This window comes from Streptomyces flaveus, from assembly GCF_014647675.1.
GTDB classification, from domain to species: domain Bacteria; phylum Actinomycetota; class Actinomycetes; order Streptomycetales; family Streptomycetaceae; genus Streptomyces; species Streptomyces flaveus.
This window is the reverse complement of record NZ_BMPQ01000007.1, coordinates 31,885-49,764: the sequence shown is the minus strand read 5'-3', so window position 1 is coordinate 49,764 and position 17,880 is coordinate 31,885. Positions and strand designations below refer to the sequence as shown.

Below are 17,880 nucleotides of genomic sequence, written 5' to 3'. Positions count from 1 at the left end.
TGACCAGGACGTATGCCCGCCAGGCGCCCTTCTGAGCGCACGCCTACACCGAGAGCCGGAACGCGACCTTGCTCCCGATATCTCCCACCCGTATCCCAGCCCTGACCAGCAGTTCAGGGGCATTTCTGGGCCAGGGCCCAGCCAAGGCACCCTCCGGGTCATCTGTCGGGGCCTCCCACCGCTGCATGGACTCCTCGATCAGCCGGTTGGCATGGTTCCGCGCTTCGGCCAGGAACTTGGCGTAGTAGCGGAAGAGGACCTGGATGCTCTGCCCTGTGGAACAGACATCCGTCGGATGCAACACCGAAGAGTCGTATGTGCTCGCGCAACACGCGGACGAGGACGGGAGGGATTGGCACCGGCCTCGCAGCCTTGGCTGCTCGCCGTTTCAGGGAGTGGATCTCATGGACAGCGCCGCCATCCGTCCACTCCTTACCCGCACTTACCACACCACCCTTCAGGTTCAGAAGTCCCCAGCCGCTCGCTGGCCGACGGCACTGAGATTTCTGCAGGTGGATGACCTCCGCCGGACGCATGGCGGCGTAGTACATGCAGCCGAAGAAGGCGTACAGGCGATGGCCACGGCCCGGTAGGGCCTTGACGGCGGCAAGCAGTCGGGCGACTGGGAGGCTCTTCGTCATGTGGATGCCGACAGCTGGGACGTGACTCACCGAGCGACGGGCCGGTCCCCCTGTGCGCAGGACTGGACCAATGCCGCACAGTCCTCCATGATGACGGTGCCATGACAATGCATGCCTCAGGGTGGTGACCGTGCGCGGATCCTTCATCAGGGCCATGGCCTCACTGGCCGCCGTACTCCTCCTGGTGGCCCTGGCGCCCATTGCCGGGGCAGCAGCCGGGCGAGAGCCCGCCCCCGAGGCCGGCGCCCGACCCGAAATCGCCGCGACCGCGGCGGACTGGACGCCACCGCTCAGCACGCGGGGTCGTTGGATCGTCGACGCGGACGGCGACCGCTTCAAGCTGCGGTCCGGCAACTGGCACGGAGCCAGTGGCACCTGGAACGGTTCAGGAAGCGCGGACGAGGACGCCAACCACCATGCGGGCGAGAACTCCGGCCGGATACCGCTCGGCCTGGACCGCGCCCCCATGGCCGAGATCATCGCCGGTTTCCAGGAGATCGGAATCAACAGCATCCGGCTGCCCTTCTCCAACGAGATGATCCACGACAGCGTCCCCGTCAGGGACGACGCCGTCGCCGCCAATCCCTCCCTGCGCGGCAGGACCCCGCTACAGGTGTACGACGCCGTGGTACGGGAACTCACCGCCGCCGGACTCGCGGTGATCCTGAACAACCACACCAACACCACACGCTGGTGCTGTGGAGTCGACGGCAACGAACGCTGGAACGCGAGCCAGTCCGCCGAGACCTGGGAGAACGACTGGCTCTTCATGGCCCGCCGCTACCGGGACAACCAGCGCGTCGTCGGCGCTGACCTCTACAACGAGGTGCGCCGCAATGTCTGGGACGACCCCAACTGGGGGCTCGGTGACAACCACGACTGGTTCGCCGCCTCCCAGCGCGTCGGTGACCGCATCCTGACGGAGGCCGACCCCGACCTCCTGATCATCGTGGAGGGCATCAACTGGACCGGCATCCCCGTCGACGGACTCCCCCACGAACGCCCCACCCTGGAGCCCGTACGCCGCCTCTCGCACACGCTTGTCGACTCCGACAAGCTCGTGTACTCCGCTCACTTCTACGACTACACAGGCCCGAACCACAGCGGCGCCACCGGAACCGGCGAGACCACCGACCCCCGCTACCGCGACCTGAGCCCCGCCGAACTGATCAAGATGCTGGACCGCCAGGCCTTCTTCGTGACCGCGGAGACGGACCGGCACTTCACCGCGCCTGTCTGGATCAGCGAGTTCGGTGTCGGTGGCCGGGACGAGACCGGGGACAAGCAGCGCGCCTGGTTCGGGAACTTCGTCGACCACCTGATCCGTACCGACGCCGACTTCGCGTACTGGCCGCTCGTCGGCTGGCACGAGGACCGCAAGGGCAACGGCTGGGCCCTTCTGCACTGGGACGCCGAGGGCCGCCGCATGGGCCTCTACGACGGCGACGACTGGCGGGCCGCCGCCTGGACCCGGCTCATCCAGGCCCAGGGTCGCACCGGCCCGGTGGAGCCCGTGGTGGACTGGTCGATGCTCAGCCCCGATCACGGCGACTTCGTCCAGTCGCGGCGGATACGGGCCCTGCCCGACTGGGACCCCGGCGCCCGCAAGGCCGTGTGCCCCGACGGACAGCGGCTGCTCGGCCTCAGCCACACCGGCAACCGGGGCCTGTGCTCGGACGTGTCCGTCGGCCCCTTGTGGGACCCGGCCGGCGGACATGTGGTGGTCGTCGACGACCGGTACGTCAGGCCGGGCCACGACTGGGCGTCCGGATACACCAAACTCCAGTGCACCGACGGCCACTTCCTGACCGGCTACAGCGTCCGCGGCTCCGCCGTCTCCGCCGCCCTGTGCGCGGCCGCCCCACCCGGATCGATCACCGGCACGAGCGGCCGCACCGTCTGGTTCGACCGCGGCGACAACAGGGGCTCGGCCGCCAAGGGCGGCGACTTCGCGCAGGGCCGCTACAAGGGCCAGTGCGCGGACGACGAGTACGCGGCCGGGATCGCGTACACGGGTCGGGTGGGCTCAGCACGGACTCCGGACGCCCTGTACTGCCGAAAACTGAGCTGACCGGCTGCGCCACCAGGGTCACCGTGCCGGGCTCCGCCGAGCGGTTCGGGGCGCCGGGTCCTACAGACCCCGGTCGGTTCATCTCGTCCCGTACCCGCCGCCCGACAGGGTCCGCAGCGCCGAGGTCACGGCATCGGCCATCGCCCGGCGCGCCGCGGTGAGGGCCGGGCGGGGGTCGACGACCGTGGGCGCCGCGGCAAGTGTGTCGCGGACCGCGCCGGTGAAGGCGGCATTCAGTGCCGTACCGATGTTGACCTTGACCATGCCGGCCGCCACCGCCTGCCGGAGCTCCACGTCGGGCACGCCCGTCGCGCCGTGCAGAACCAGCGGCACGGGGACCGCCTCGGCGAGGCGGGTGATGAGGCCGTGGTCCAGCCGGGAGGTGCGTGTGGTCATCGCGTGGGAGCTGCCGACCGCGACGGCCAGTGCGTCGACCCCGGTGACGGACACGAAGTCGCGCGCCTGATCGGGGTCCGTACGTGCCGAGGGGGCGTGCACTCCGTCCTTGCCGCCGATCTCGCCGAGTTCCGCCTCCACCCACAGGCCCTGGGCCTGCGCCCATCGCGCCGCAGCGCGCGTGGCGGCGACGTTCTCGGCGTGCGGCAGCGCGGACGCGTCGAACATGACGGATCCGAAGCCGCAGTCCGCGGCCCGGCGCAGCAGCGCTTCGTCGGTGACATGGTCGAGGTGCAGCGCCACGGGGACGGCGGCCGTCTCGGCGAGCGCGGCGGTGGCGCGGGCTATCGGGGCGAGCCGGCTGTCGTGGAACCGCACGGCGTTCTCGCTGATCTGGCAGATGACCGGGCAGCCCGCGGCTTCCGCCCCAGTGACCACGGCCTCGGCGTGTTCCAGAGTGATCACGTTGAAGGCGCCGACGGCCCGTCTGCCGCGGCGCGCGGAGCTCATCACGTCGGCGGTGGGAGTCAGCGGCACGGACGGCCTCCGATCGCGGCGTGCGAGGGCCGCGACAGCGGCATGGACGTGTGGGGAGTGCAGTATTTTGCTCGTTTCGCTACCATAAAATACCCAATCAAGCACTGTGGTTTCATGGAGGTGCGCACATTGTGGCGCACACCATCGACAGAGAGTTGTGAGACATGGCGGCACCGCAAGCCCGGTGGAGTGCGCTGCTGGAGATGCTGACGCGCGACGGGCGGATCGAAGTCGAGGCGGCTGCCGAGGAGTTGCGGGTCTCCGCCGCGACGATCAGGCGAGACCTCGACGAGCTGGCCCGCCAGCAGATGGTCACCCGCACGCACGGCGGGGCCGCGCTCAACGCCATCGCCTACGACCTGCCACTGCGCTACAAGGCCGCGCGCAACGCTCCGGAGAAGGAGCGGATCGCGCACGCGGCCGCCGAGTTGGTGAAGGCCGGCGCCGTGGTGGGGCTGAACGGCGGCACCACGACCACCGAGGTGGCGCGGGCACTGGCCACCCGCGCCGACCTGAGTTCCGGCGGCGCGGAGACGGCGGTCACCGTGGTGACCAACGCCCTGAACATCGCCAACGAGCTGGTCGTGCGGCGCCATGTCAAGCTCGTGGTGACCGGTGGAGTGGCCCGGCCGGCGTCCTATGAGCTGATCGGGCCGCTGGCCACCGAACTGCTCGCGGAGATCGCACTGGACCTGGTCTTCATCGGGGTGGATGCCATCGATGTGGTCCACGGGGCGACCGCCCACCACGAGGGCGAGGCCAGCATCAACAGGGCGCTGGCCCGCCGCGCCCAGCGGGTCGTCGCGGTCGCCGACTCCTCCAAGCTGGACCGGCGGGCCTTCGCCCGCATCTGCCCGGTGGAGGAGATCGACGTCCTGGTGACCGACAAGGCCGCCTCGGACGAGCTGACCAAGTCGTTCGTGGCGGCCGGTGTGGAGGTCATCCGCGCCTGACACCGCGCGCCGCTCCCGTGCCGGCCCCGGCCGCGATGCGCATCCCGTCGTCATCCCCGGACGCCGCCCGCGGTCAGGCCGGAGACGAGGTGGCGCTCCACGAAGACGAACAGCACCACCACGGGCACGATCGAGACGAGCGAAGTGGCGAACAGGTACTGCCACTGCTCGTGGTACGAGGTGACGAAGCCGGGAATCGCCCTGGTCAGGGTCATCCGGTTGCTGGACGAGGTGATGGTGAGCGCCACCACGTACTCGTTCCACGCGGCGATGAAGGTGTAGACGAGCGCGGTCACCACACCGGGCATCGCGAGCGGCAGTACGACACGGGTGAGGGCGCCGAACCGCCCGGTGCCGTCGAGCCAGGCCGCCTCCTCCAGTTCCCGGGGGATGCTGGCGAAGTACGCGTTGAGGATCCACACGCAGAACGGCAGGTTGAACGCGGCGTTCACCAGGATGAGGCCCTCGGCGGTGTCGGTCAGGTCGAGGCTGACCATCTCCCGGTAGATGCCGACCAGCAGTGCGGTCGGCGCGAACATCTGGGTGACGAGTACGAGCAGCAGGAAGGCGCCGCGCCCGCGGAAACTGTGCCGGGCGGTGTAGTACGCGGCGGGCAGCCCGACGGCCAGGGCGAGCAGCGTCGCCGCCCCGGCGACGTACAGCGAGAAGACCAGCGCGTCCGCGACGCGCGGGTCGGTGAGCGACCAGATGTGCGTGAAGTTCGACCACTCCCATCGGGAGGGCAGATAGGACGGCGGGGACTTCATCAGTTCGGGCGTCGGTTTGAGCGCCGTCAGCAGCATTTCCGCGTAGGGCGCGAGAAACGCCAGCGCCACCAGCCATCCGACGGCGGTGAGCAGGGCGGTGCGCAGCTTCATCGGTCTTGGCCGCCTCCTGCGCGGCGCGGCTTTGCGGGGGATGACGGCGGTCCTGCTCACGCGGTGTCCTCCTGTCGGCGGACGACGCGCAGATAGACCAGCACCACAGCCAGGATCAGCCCGAAATTGACGACGGCCATGGCGGCCGACTCCCCCACCGACTGGTTGTCGAAGGCGAGTTTGTACAGGTAGGTGGTGGTCGTGTCGGTGGCGAAACCGGGGCCGCCGCGCGTCATGGCCCAGATGATGGGGAACGAGTTGAACACGTTGATGATGTTGATGATCGCGGCGACCACCAGCGAGGGCCGCAGCAGCGGCAGGGTGATGCCCAGGTAACCGCGGACCGGGCCGGCGCCGTCCACCCGCGCCGCCTCGTACACCTCGGCGGGGATGCTCTGCAGACCGGCCAGCAGGACGAACGAGGTGAACGGCAGCGAGACGAACACCGCCACGCCCATCATCGCGGCGAGGGCCAGACCCGGTTTGGCCAGCCAGTTGACGGGCGCGTCCAGCACACCGAGGTCCATGAGCAGCCGGTTGACCACGCCGTAGAAGTTGTTGAGCATCCAGCGCCAGATGAGCGCCGTCATCAGCACGGACGAGGCCCAGGGCACGATCAGCGCCCACCGCACCAGCCTGCGCCCGGGGAACCGGGAGTTCAGCAGCCCGGCCAGGCCGAGAGAGAGCACGAGCGTGACGGTGACGACTCCGACGACCCACACGAGGGTGCGCAGCAGTACTCCGGGCAGGTCGCCCTCGGCGAACAGGTCGGTGTAGTTGCGGACGCCGGCGAACCCCTGGGACTGTCCGGTGGAGCTCACCCGTGTCAGGGACGTACGGATCATCTCGATGACCGGCCAGACGACCATGGTCAGGATGAGGAGGGTCGCGGGACCGAGCCACAACACGGGCTCCAGCGCGCGCCAAGTCCTGCGACGGCGACGCGGCGAGGGTGGCGTCGGCGCCACCGGGGCCGGGTGTTCGGCCCCGGTGGCGCTCACGGTGACATCGTGTACGGCCACCGAGATCAGTCGCCCTTCTGCGCGGTCTTCTGGATCTCGTCCAGGACCTTCGCCGGGTCGCCGCCCGCCACCGCCGTGCCGATGCGCTGTTTCACGGCGCCGTCGACCGCGGCCCATGCGGGGTCGTCGGTGGGGGCGAACTCCGCGTCGGAGAGGGCGTCGACGAACGGCTTGTAGTAGGCGGCGTCCCGGCTGTCGGAACTGAGCACCTCACCGGCCGACTTGGTGACCGACAGGAACCCCTCGGTGGAGACGAACTCGGCGGCGTTCTCCTTCTGGTAGAAGAAGTCGAGGAACTTTTTCACCGCCGCCTTGTTCGACCCGTCGCCCTTCTTGAACGCGACGAGGTAGTCCTGCACACCGAGCGTCTTGTGCGTACTGCCGTCCTTGCTCGGCAGGGGCGCGACGCCGTAGTTCAGTTTCGCGTCGACCGGGTCGATGAAGCCCTTCCGCATGAAGACCGCCCCGTTCAGCATGCCGATCCTGCCCTGGGCGAACTGGTTGAAGACGTCCTTGCGGTTGGTGGTCTCCGGGTTGGGCTGGGTGACCTTGTCCTTCGTCAGTTTCCGCAGATAGGTGAGCGTGTCGACGTTGGCCTGCTGGTCGATCGCCCATGTGCCCGAGGCGTCGGTCCAGCCGCCGCCGTTGTTCATCGCCCAGATCTGGAACTCGGCCTGGGCCTCCTCGGGGCCCAGGGGCAGCCCGAGGCCGATGTAACCGGCCTGCTTGATCTTCTTGGCGTCGGCCTCGACCTCGGCCCAGGTGGACGGCGGCCGGGCGATGCCCGCCTTGGCGAAGATGTCCTTGTTGTAGAAGAACATGCGCGCGCTGGAGATGAAGGGCAGGCCGTACTGGGTTCCCTCGTACTGCGCCTTCTGCCGGAACAACGGGAGGAAGTCGGCCAGCACCTTGGGGGAGACGACGTCCTGCGCCTTGTGGACCAGGCCGTCGCGGGCGAAGTCGGAGAACTTGTTGTAGTTGAGGATGTCGGGTTCCTGCTTGGTCTGGACGTACGTCTTGACCTTGGAGTCCATCTGCTCCCAGTCGACGACTTCGAGATTCACCCGGTAGCCGGGGTTCGCGGATTCGAAGTCCTTGATCAGCGCCGTCCAGTAGGCCTGGGTGTCGTCGTCGTACTTCGCCGCGACGAACCTGATCGTCCTGCCGTCGGATCCGCCGCTGTCCGACGAGCTGCCCTTGCCGCATCCGGTGAGGGCCAGTGCCAGGGACAGTCCCCCGGCGAGGCATGCGAGGTGCCGTTTCACGGAGTACCTCTCCGCACGCATGGCGTGCTTCGTCAAGCGCGTGCTCGCCTGATGGCGCGCTCGCTTGCTTGTTTATGCTCGATTACTGGTGTTATCAATCATCCAACGACATGATGCTCAATGAAACGCGCACGGCGTCAAGGGCCGTCACATCACGTATCGGTCACACCGCGCGCCCGAGAGGGGAGACTCCCGATGAGTCAGACCGAGATCGAGATCGCCACCCAGCCCGACTGCTGGCGGCAGGCCGTGACACTGGCCCGGCGGCCCGACGGCCCCGCCTCGCTGCCCCGAACCGGCGAGCGGGTGGCCGTCGTCGGCTGCGGGACGTCCTGGTTCATCGCCCAGGCGTACGCGGCGCTGCGGGAGTCGGGTGGCCACGGCGAGACCGACGCCTTTCCCGCCTCCGAGATGCCGGCCGGGCGTGCCTACGACCGGGTGGTCGCGCTGACCCGGTCCGGCACCACGACCGAGGTGCTGGAGCTGCTCCGCCGACTGCACGGGCGCACCCCCACGACCGCAGTGACCGCGGTACCGCAGGCGCCGGTGACGGGGCTGGCGGACGCCGTCGTCGTGCTCGACTTCGCCGACGAGATCTCGGTCGTCCAGACCCGGTTCGCCAGCACGGAACTGGTGCTCCTGCGGGCGCATTTGGGCGAGGACCTGGGACATCTGCCGCAGCAGGGGCACTCTGCGCTGGACGAACCGCTGCCGGCCGGGGTGCTCGAGGCCGAGCAGTTCACCTTCCTGGGGCAGGGCTGGGCTTACGGGATCGCTCAGGAGGCGGCGCTGAAGATGCGCGAGGCGGCGGGCGCCTGGACGGAGGCCTATCCGGTGATGGAGTACCGGCACGGCCCGATCAGTGTTACCGGACCCGGCCGCGTGGCGTGGTGGTTCGGAGACCCGGCGGCCCTTCCGTCCGGTCTCGCCGACGACATCGCCCGCACCGGCGGGCAGTTGGTGGCACTCGGCCGGGACCCCCTGTCCGACCTCGTCGTGGTGCACAGGCTGGCCGCCACCCTCGCCTCGGCACGCGGGCTGGACCCGGACAATCCGCGCCATCTGGCCCGTTCCGTGATCCTGACCTGACCGGGCGCCCCCGGACGGATCTCGGGGAAGTCGCAGAATTTACCCGTCCGTTACGAACGGATTCCGGGCCCGTCGAGGCCTCTCGGCGGGCCCCGGGACCGACTGCCACCAGGGACAACAACTGTTCCACGAGAACCCTCGGGGCCCTTGGGAAGCCGTGTGTCCCACAGGTTGACAGGTGGCGGTTACCGCAAGAACATGAGCGAAATCGCTTGGAATCTTGCATCTGCACGCAGCATCAAACAGACATCAAGCCCTCCCAAGCGCCGCGCTTCCTCGTGACCGCGCACTCCGCACGCCACCGGCACCACGCACCGCAGCTTCTGAGTCACCGTCACCGTCCTGTCCGACAGGAGGACACGAGTGCACGCCCGACTGAGCAATCCCGGCGGCCTGTTGCTCGCTGCCGCCCTGACCGCCGCCATGCTGATGGCGCCCGTCACCGGCTCTACCGCGGCAACGGCCGCCGCCCGCCCCACCACCGCCACCACCGACGGGCCGAAGGTGGCCCGCACCGCGCACGCCGTCACGGTCTCCGTACCGGCCTCCGCCGGAACCCCCGGCTACACCCTCGACGTGGCCACCGACGAACTCGCCCTGACCACGCGCCGCGCCAGGAAGACCGTGCTCGCCACCGCCACCGGCGACACCGGCGCCCTGCGCTTCACCGCGGCCGACGGCACATGGCAGCACGCGACCGGCGTCACCGACTGGACGTGGAAGAACGGCGTCCTGACCGTCACCGCCGACAGCACCCTCGACGGCACCACGGTGGAGGCCCGGATCACCCCCGGCGCCGACCGCTACCAGCTCGACTGGGACGTCCACGGCGGCGGAGCGGAGCAACTGGGCCTCGCCTACGACCTGTCATCGGCCGGCCACTGGTACGGCCACGGCGAGGCGGAGACCCCGCAGGGCGGTCCCGGTGTCAACCAGCCCTGGCCGCTCGACGCCGGTGAGGTCGACCACGAGACCTTCGGCCCGGCGTCGTACAACATGATCGACCCGTTCTGGTACACCTCCAAGTCGACCGGTCTGCGCGTCGACACCGGGGACGTCATGGACGTGGCGCTCAACAAGGGCAAGGACGGCCTCGGCACTTTCACCGTCGAGTCGCCCAACACCTACAAGGCCACCGTGTTCGTCGAGTCGACCCCGCTCGAGGTCTACCGCGACTACATCGGCATCGTCGGCAAGCCGACCAAGAGCGACGCCACGTACGAGCAGTACGCCAAACCGCTGTGGAACTCCTGGGCGCAGTTCTACACAAAGATCGACCAGGAGAAACTGCTCGACTACGCCACCGACCTCCACGACAACGGTCTGGACGGACACACCATCCAGCTCGACGACAAGTGGGAGTCGAACTACGGCAATCTCACCTGGGATCCCAAGACCTTCCCCGATCCCAAGGGCCTCTCCAAGAAGATCCACGACATGGGATTCGACTTCGGCATCTGGGTCACCCTGTGGATCAACCTGGACTCCGACAACTACCAGTACGCGGTCGACAAGGGCTATCTGCTCATGGACGCCAAGGACACGAGCAAGCCATGTGAAGTGACCTGGTGGAACGGCCAGGCCGGGATCATCGACCTGGCGAACCCCGAAGCCAAAGCCTGGTACGAGGGCAACCTCAAGAAGCTGATGGACACGTACGACATCGACGGGCTGAAGTTCGACACCCGCTTCTTCGACGAGAAGTGCGCACCGCGCGAGGGCCACCAGGCCACGGACTACCAGAAGCTCGGCACCGAACTCGCCGACGAGTTCGACCTCCAGGGCGCCGGCATCCGGGTGCACTGGAACCAGACAGCCCACGAGGCGGGCTTCGTCACCCGCCAGGTCGACAAGGGCACCGGCTGGGACTCCCTGCGCGCCTCCGCCACCCAGAACCTGGCCATCTCCACCATCGGCTACCCGTTCGTCGAGTCCGACATGATCGGCGGCTCCGGCGGCCAGCCCGCACCGACGAAGGACGTACTGGTGCGGTGGGCGCAATCCGCCTCACTGATGCCGCTGATGTACGCCTCGACATCCCCGGTGGACACCAACGACACCACCACGGGGCAGAAGGTGGACTACGACCAGGAGACGGTCGACCTCTACCGGGAGGCGATCGAGACCCACGAGAAGCTCGCCCCGTACATCTGGGACCAGGTGCAGAGCACCCTGAAGACCGGCGATCCGATCATGCGGCCGCTGTTCTTCGACTTCCCGAAGGACGAGGCGAGTTACACGGTCACCGACGAGTGGATGCTCGGCCCGGCCGTGCTGGCCGCACCCAAGCTGAGCACCGGCGCCACCCGTTCCGTCCATCTGCCGCCGGGCACGTGGTACGACGTGAACCAGGGCACCGTGATCCGCGGCCCCAAGACCCTCAAGGGGTATGCGGCGCCGCTCGGCGTCACCCCGGCCTTCGTCAACCTCAAGGCCAAGGGTGCCGCCAAGGCCGTCAAGGCGCTCAAGCGCGACGACGCTCCGGCCGCCTCCGTCCTGATCACTCCGGACGCCCCGTCCACCGACGCCGGTAAGCCGTTCGAGGTGACCACCGAGGTGACCAACTGGGGCACCCGGACCCTCAGGAACGCCAAGACGGCACTGGACCTGCCCGACGGCTGGACCGCCAAGGCGACCGGCCCGACCACCGCCAAGTCCCTCAAGAACGGCGCCACCCTCACCACCACCTGGACGGTGACCCCGGCCGACGACGCCCGCTGGGGCAGCCACGACCTCACCGGCACCGCCATCTACAACGGTGGCAACAGCTCGCAGAAGGTGTCCGACACAGTGCGGGCGCAGGTGAAGGCCGCCCCGGGCAGTGTGCAGGAGCCGTATCTGACGGCCGACACGACCTCCGGAGGCGCCCAATACGCCCAGGGCGGCGACCAGTTCGCCATCTGGGCGGGCGGCCAGGACCTGTCCGGCTGGAAGGACGAGAAGGGCGTCATCTACCGCGACGACGCGGCCGCCGAAAAGGCCACCATGCAGGCCCAGTTGGTCTCCCAGGACAGCGCCTCACCGGTCGGCAAGGCGGGCATCGCCTTCGCCAACGACCTGACCGCACCCGAGAAGGGCGGTTACGCGGTGCTGGTCATGACCGAGAGCTACGGCCTGGAGTTCATGACCGACAGCGACGGCGACGGCAAGCTCGACACCTGGGCGGGCGGTGGCTCCACCTACCACCCGGCGCATCTCAAGCTGACCCGGGACGGCGCCACCTACACCGCGTACGCCAGCAAGGACGGCGAGACCTGGTCGCAGGTCGGTACCGCCCAGGTGCCGTCAGCCGCCGGCACCGGAGACGCGGGGATGGTCGCCAGCGCGGCCAACGCCAACTACCCCGACGAGAACATTGAAGCCGTCTTCAGCGGATTCTCCGTCACCTCCTGACGCCACAGGTGCCAGTGGCACCGCCGGCACCACCCCCGTTTCCCGGCAGGCCCTCCGTGGGGCCTGCCGGGGACGGACACTCCCTGCACGTCCATGAGAGAGGGAACCCACCCCCATGGCACGTACGTCCTCAGCTGTCGCCGGCTTCGTCGCGGGCGTGGTCGTGGCCGCGAGCACCACCGCGATCGCCGTCACAGGTACGACGACCACCGGCACCGACCTCAACTCCAAGCCCACCACCACCTGGCTGACCGTCAAGGTCGCCGACGCCATGGGCACCAGGGACACCATCACCTGGGTTCCCACCGGCTCCTTCGCCGGCTCCGCGGAGGAGCGGGTCCCGCGCTACCCGATGACCGCCATCCAGGGTAAGGACACCAAGAAGCTCAAGCTCTCGGCCGTGCGCAATGAGCAGGTCTCGGCGCAGCTGGCGATCGCGTCCGGCCAGGACCTCGACGACGTCAAGGCCGTGGTCGGCGACCTCGTCGGGCCCGGCGGAGCGAAGCTGTCCGGTGACGACACCCAGGTCAGGTTCGTCAAGTACGTGCCCGTACAGCGCTCCAAGAGCGAGGTCGATTGGTCCGCCACCATCGACCAGGTCAGCTCGGGCAAGGAGGTGTCCGGCGACCGCAATCCCGATGTGGTGGGCGACGCGCTGGAGGAGCGGTCCTCTGTTGACGTACCCGCGTACGCGGCACAACCACTGTGGTTCACCTTCAAGATCCCTGAGAAGGCCCGGCCCGGCACCTACACCGGCACGGTGAAAGTCAACGCCGACGGCCGTACCCAGACCACCTACCCGCTGGCCATCGAGGTCGCGGACGCGAGCGTGCCCGACCCTCAGGACTACGACTTCTTCCTCGACGTATGGGCGCAGCCGGAGACGATGGCCAAGAACCACGGCGTCAAGCTCTGGTCCGACCAGCACTGGAAGCTGATCGAGAAGTACAACCGCGATCTGGCGTCGCGCGGTCAGAAGGTCATCAACACCACCATCGTCGACAACCCGTGGCACCACCAGTGGTCACTCGGCACCCGGGAGTCGCAGACCGCCACTCCGTACACCAGCATGGTGGGCTGGACCTGGAACGGGAAGACGTTCTCCTTCGACTTCAGCCGCTGGGACAAGTACGTCCAGACCGCCAGACGCGCCGGTCTCGGGCCCGACATCGGTGCCTTCTCCATGCTGGCGTTCCAGGACCAGGAGCACCTCACTTACACCGACACCCGCACCGGCAAGACGGTCTACGAGAACGTCGATCTGGGCGGGAACCGCTGGCGGGAGGCGTGGGGAGCGTTCCTTCCCGCTTTCGAGAAGCATCTGAAGGCGAGGGGCTGGCTGGAGGACACCTGGCTGTCCTTCGACGAGCGGCCCATCGACACCATGACGGTCGTCAAGGACTTCGTCCACGAGGTGGCGCCGGTCTTCGACGACCGTATCTCCGTGGCCGGTTCGATCAGCACCGAGGGCGTCGCGTCCAACCTGTCCGTCGACTGGGGCGGCATCGACGCGATGACGAAGGAGAAGGTGGCCGAGCGGCGCAAGGCCGGCAAGACCACGACCTTCTACGTGTACGGCGCGCCGGCCCACCCCAACACGCTGTCGTACTCGCCCGCCGTCGAGTCACGGATGCTGCCGTGGATCTCCGCCCAGCGGAACCTGGACGGCTTCCTGCGCTGGTCGTACAACAGCTGGACCAGCGACCCCTTCAAGCAGCCGGTGCACATCTTCACGCAGGGCGACGAGTACCTGGTCTACCCGGGCAAGGACGGCCCGATGTCCAGCATCCGCTGGGAGCAGCTGAAGGAGGGCATCGAGGACTACGAACTCATCGCCCAGCTGCGGAAGAAGGAGGGCGGCGGCACCGACAGCGACGCGCTGACCGATGCCCTCACCACCGCGACCCGGAACCTCGATGGCCGGACGAAGGACGTCAGCGACATGGAGACCGCGCGGGCGGCGGTCGTGAAGGGGCTGACGTCATGAGGGGCAAGTGGAGATCTCTGCTGCTCGCCGGAGTCCTGTCTGTCATGCCCCTGACCAGCACAGGTGCTGCCGCGGCACCGGTTCAGGCGAAGCCGACGGCCCCGCACACCGTCACCTACGACCAGTACTCCGTGCGGGTCGACGGCAAACCCCTGTACATCTGGGGCGCCGAGTTCCACTACTTCCGGCTGCCCAGCCCGGATGCCTGGCGCGATGTCCTCCAGAAGATCAAGGCGGGCGGATTCAACGCGGTCTCGCTCTACTTCGACTGGGGCTACCACTCGGCCAAGCCGGGCTCGTACGACTTCACCGGTACCCGTGACGTGGAGCGGCTGCTCGACGAGGCCGAGCGCGCGGGCCTGTATGTGATCGCCCGACCGGGCCCGTACATCAACGCGGAGGTCTCCGGCGGCGGCATGCCCGCCTGGCGAAAGACACAGGCCGGCGTGAACCGCACCTCCGAGCCGGAGTACATGAAGGCGGCCCGGGAGTGGATGAGCCGGATCAACCCGATCATCGCGCGGCACCAACTGACGCGCGGCACAGGCAACGTGATCCTCTATCAGGTCGAGAACGAGTACCAGGGAGGTCGCGAGGACGCCGACTACATGCAGACCCTCATCGACTGGGCACGCGAGGACGGCATCGACGTCCCGACCTTCGTCAACGACGGCGGCGCCAACCAGAACTGGGTCAGCGGCAAGGGCGCCCCGGACATCTACGGCTTCGACGCCTACCCGCAGGGCTTCGACTGCAAGGACCCCGACACCTGGAAGAACCTGCCCGACTACTCGTACGTCAATGAGTGGAAGCCCGAGTCTCCCCTGATCATCCCGGAGGCACAGGGCGGCGCCTTCGACCCCTGGGGCGGCACCGGATACCAGGACTGCGCGAAACTCACCGGCACCGACTTCACCAGGGTGTTCAGCAAGATGAACATCGCTGCCGGGGTGAGCGGCCAGTCCTTCTACATGACGTACGGCGGCACCAACTGGGGCTGGCTCGCCGACCCCAACGCGGTCTACACGTCGTACGACTACGGGGCCCCGATCAACGAGTCCCGCCAACTGACGGACAAGTACCAGGAGTTCAAGCGCCTGGGTTACATGGTCAACTCCGTCACCTCACTGGCGCGCACCGACAAGGCCGAGGCCCCTGCCCCGTCCGACGACGCCCTGCGCATCGACCGGCGCGTCAACCCCGACGACGGCACCCAGTTCTTCACCGTCCGGCACGCCGACACCCGGGTGAAGGACAAGGACGAGACCACCCTGTCCCTGACCGGCGCGGACGGCGACTACCCGCGCGTGCCGCAGCAGGGAACGATCACCGTCGACGGCCGGGACGCCAAACTCCTCGTCGCAGGCTACGACTTGAGCAAGACCCAGCGGCTCGTCTACTCCACCTCGGAGATCATGACGCACGCCCAGATCGCCGACCGGGACGTGGCGCTGCTGTACGGGCGTGAGGGCGAGGTCGGCGAGACCGTGCTGCGGTACGCCGAGCGGCCCGAGGTCACCGTCCTCGAAGGGGATGTCACCACCACCTGGGACGCCGAACGCGGCGACCTGCGGCTGAACTACACCCACAAGGGCCTGGCCCGTGTGCTGGTGAACGGCATGGAACTGCTGATCGCCGACACCGCCGAGACCGCCCACTGGTGGCAACAGGACACCGCCACGGGCCCGGTTCTCGTACGCGGCCCGTCCCTCGTCCGTACGGCCGAACTGGCGGGCAACACCCTGAAGTTGACCGGCGACTCCACCGAGGCCGCGAAGATCGAGGTCATCGCCGATGCCAAGAAGGTGACCTGGAACGGCCGCAAGGTCGCCGTGACCCGGGCGCCGCGCCCCATCGAGCTGCCCGAGCTGACGACGTGGAAGTACAAGGAGGAGGCGCCAGAGTCCGCACCCGGCTTCGACGACTCCACCTGGACCACCGCCGACCACCTCACCGCCAATAACCCAGAACTGGCCGGGTCGCTGCCGGTCCTCGCGATGGACGAGTACGGCTACCACCACGGCAACGTCTGGTACCGCGGCCGGTTCAGAACCACCGGTGCCGCGACCGCGCTCGCACTCGACGCCAACACCGGCCCGACCGGGCAGTACGCGGTCTGGCTCAACGGCCGCTACCTCGGCAGTTCCGGCGACGGCGCGCACACCTTTGACATCCCGTCCGGGACGCTCAAGGCGGACGGCGACAACGTCCTTTCCGTGCTCGTCGAGAACGCGGGCCACAACGAGGAATGGGGCCACGACTACTCCAAGGAGCCGCGCGGTCTGCTCGGCGCCGAGGTGGTCGGCGGGGCCTCCACGCTCACCTGGAAGATCCAGGGCAGCCGGGGTGGCGAGGACCCGGTCGACACTGCCCGGGGCCCGTACAACAACGGCGGGCTTTACGGGGAGCGGGCCGGCTGGTCGCTGCCGGGCTTCCCCGACGGCGGCTGGAAGAGCACCACCCTGTCCGGGCAGTCCGGGAAGACCGGGCCCGGCGTGCGCTGGTACCGCACCTCCGCCCGGCTCGACCTGCCGCAGGGCCAGGACAACGCGATCGCACTCGATCTCGCCGAAGCCGACGGTGGCCGCACCGGCTACCGCGCCCAGATCTTCTTCAACGGCTGGCTGATCGGCCGCTACCTGCCGAACACCGGACCCCAGACACGCTTCGTCATCCCCAAGGGGATCCTGCGCGAGCAGGGCAACAACTCCATCGCCCTGGCCATCTGGTCCACCGAGGCTGAGGCGGGCCCGGGAACGGCGAAGCTCGTGGACCTCGGAGCCTCCGCCGGCGGTGTCGACGTACGCCCCGTCGCCGCGCCCTCGTACAACGCCAAGACGTACGCCATGCCGGACTCGGGCGCCCATGTCACCGTCGACGCCGAGCCGTTCCTGAGCACCGGTACCGCCGCCAAGGTCCCCGTCACCCTGAGCGTGCCGAAGGACGCGCCGACCGCCCGGAACGTCAAGCTGGCGCTGAAGGCCCCGGACGGCTGGACCTCGACCACCGACGACACCACACGCTTCGACCGGGTGCGGCCCGGCGACACGGTGACCGCCACCTACACCGTGACCCCGCCCGGCGACCCGGTCCACTACGCCGTCCTGTCCGCGACCGCCACGCTCACACAGCCCGGCCGTCCGGGCACCGTCACGGGTGCACGGGCCGTGCAGGTGCCGCCGCCGGGGCTGTCCGCCGACGCCTACGTCAGCGACCTGACCCTGGTCAAGGCGGTCAACGGCTGGGGTCCGGTGGAGAAGGACGCCTCCAACGGCGAGTCCGCGGCGGGCGACGGGCGGATGCTCTCGATCGGTGACACCTCGTACGACAAGGGCCTCGGCGTCCACGCGAACAGTCAGGTCCGGGTCTATCTCGGCGGCGGCTGCACCCGCTTCACCGCGACCGCCGGAGTGGACGACGAGGTCGGCGACAACGGCAGCGTCTCCTTCGAGGTGATCGCCGACGGCCGCACCCTGTTCGACAGCCCGGTGCGGTACGGCTCCGACGGCGGCGCCGCGGTCGACGTGGACGTGAGCGGAGCCCGCTGGCTGGACCTGCTGGTCGACGGGGACGGCGATGTCTCCACGGACCATGCCGACTGGGCCGACGCGAGGCTGACCTGCGGCGGCGGTGTCTGATGCCCGTGAG

Annotated in this window: 11 protein-coding genes; 6 read left to right on the top strand and 5 right to left on the bottom strand. The window is 68.6% G+C overall.

Annotated elements, in window-relative coordinates:
- Nucleotides 1-43: 43 nt before the first annotated feature.
- Nucleotides 44-304 (bottom strand): hypothetical protein, encoded by a 261-nt coding sequence (locus tag IEZ21_RS47610; RefSeq protein WP_246567799.1) that lies wholly within the window; start codon nt 302-304, stop codon nt 44-46.
- Nucleotides 305-795: 491 nt separating this feature from the next.
- Here IEZ21_RS47610 and IEZ21_RS16330 point away from each other — a divergent pair, with 491 nt between their 5' ends.
- On the top strand, nt 796-2,712 hold the full coding sequence (locus IEZ21_RS16330; protein ID WP_189322886.1) for a glycoside hydrolase family 5 protein: 1,917 nt from the start codon (nt 796-798) through the stop codon (nt 2,710-2,712).
- Between the two features lie 78 nt (nt 2,713-2,790).
- Here IEZ21_RS16330 and IEZ21_RS16325 read toward each other — a convergent pair whose 3' ends face one another.
- The gene (locus IEZ21_RS16325) at nt 2,791-3,645 is read right to left on the bottom strand and encodes a class II fructose-bisphosphate aldolase (RefSeq protein ID WP_189322629.1); all 855 of its coding nucleotides are present in this window, start codon (nt 3,643-3,645) and stop codon (nt 2,791-2,793) included.
- Nucleotides 3,646-3,809: 164 nt separating this feature from the next.
- Here IEZ21_RS16325 and IEZ21_RS16320 point away from each other — a divergent pair, with 164 nt between their 5' ends.
- Complete coding sequence (locus IEZ21_RS16320) at nt 3,810-4,598, top strand: DeoR/GlpR family DNA-binding transcription regulator (protein WP_189322628.1); 789 nt, start codon at nt 3,810-3,812, stop codon at nt 4,596-4,598.
- 50 nt (nt 4,599-4,648) lie between these two features.
- Here the strand turns inward: IEZ21_RS16320 and IEZ21_RS16315 are convergent, their stop codons facing one another.
- Genes IEZ21_RS16315 through IEZ21_RS16305 form a run of 3 tightly spaced genes read right to left on the bottom strand, consistent with a single transcriptional unit; the run spans nt 4,649 to nt 7,763 of the window.
- Nucleotides 4,649-5,476 carry a carbohydrate ABC transporter permease gene (locus tag IEZ21_RS16315; RefSeq protein ID WP_189322885.1) on the bottom strand — a complete coding sequence of 276 codons (828 nt, stop codon included), beginning with the start codon at nt 5,474-5,476 and terminating at the stop codon, nt 4,649-4,651.
- Nucleotides 5,477-5,532: 56 nt separating this feature from the next.
- Entirely contained in the window at nt 5,533-6,477 is a 945-nt protein-coding gene (locus tag IEZ21_RS16310) for a carbohydrate ABC transporter permease (protein WP_246567797.1), read from the bottom strand.
- A 26-nt stretch (nt 6,478-6,503) separates the two neighbouring features.
- The gene (locus IEZ21_RS16305) at nt 6,504-7,763 is read right to left on the bottom strand and encodes an extracellular solute-binding protein (protein WP_189322627.1); all 1,260 of its coding nucleotides are present in this window, start codon (nt 7,761-7,763) and stop codon (nt 6,504-6,506) included.
- A 195-nt stretch (nt 7,764-7,958) separates the two neighbouring features.
- Here IEZ21_RS16305 and IEZ21_RS16300 point away from each other — a divergent pair, with 195 nt between their 5' ends.
- The 4 genes from IEZ21_RS16300 to IEZ21_RS16285 all read left to right on the top strand — a co-directional run bounded on the left by IEZ21_RS16300 (nt 7,959) and on the right by IEZ21_RS16285 (nt 17,870).
- Nucleotides 7,959-8,852, top strand: a complete 894-nt coding sequence (locus tag IEZ21_RS16300) for an SIS domain-containing protein (protein ID WP_189322626.1) — start codon at nt 7,959-7,961, stop codon at nt 8,850-8,852.
- Nucleotides 8,853-9,215: 363 nt separating this feature from the next.
- The gene (locus IEZ21_RS16295) at nt 9,216-12,245 is read left to right on the top strand and encodes a TIM-barrel domain-containing protein (RefSeq protein ID WP_506004885.1); all 3,030 of its coding nucleotides are present in this window, start codon (nt 9,216-9,218) and stop codon (nt 12,243-12,245) included.
- Between the two features lie 115 nt (nt 12,246-12,360).
- Complete coding sequence (locus IEZ21_RS16290; protein ID WP_189322625.1) at nt 12,361-14,232, top strand: DUF4091 domain-containing protein; 1,872 nt, start codon at nt 12,361-12,363, stop codon at nt 14,230-14,232.
- Nucleotides 14,229-17,870, top strand: a complete 3,642-nt coding sequence (locus IEZ21_RS16285) for a beta-galactosidase (RefSeq protein WP_189322624.1) — start codon at nt 14,229-14,231, stop codon at nt 17,868-17,870. Before IEZ21_RS16290 ends, IEZ21_RS16285 begins: the two co-directional genes overlap by 4 nt.
- Nucleotides 17,871-17,880: the final 10 nt, after the last annotated feature.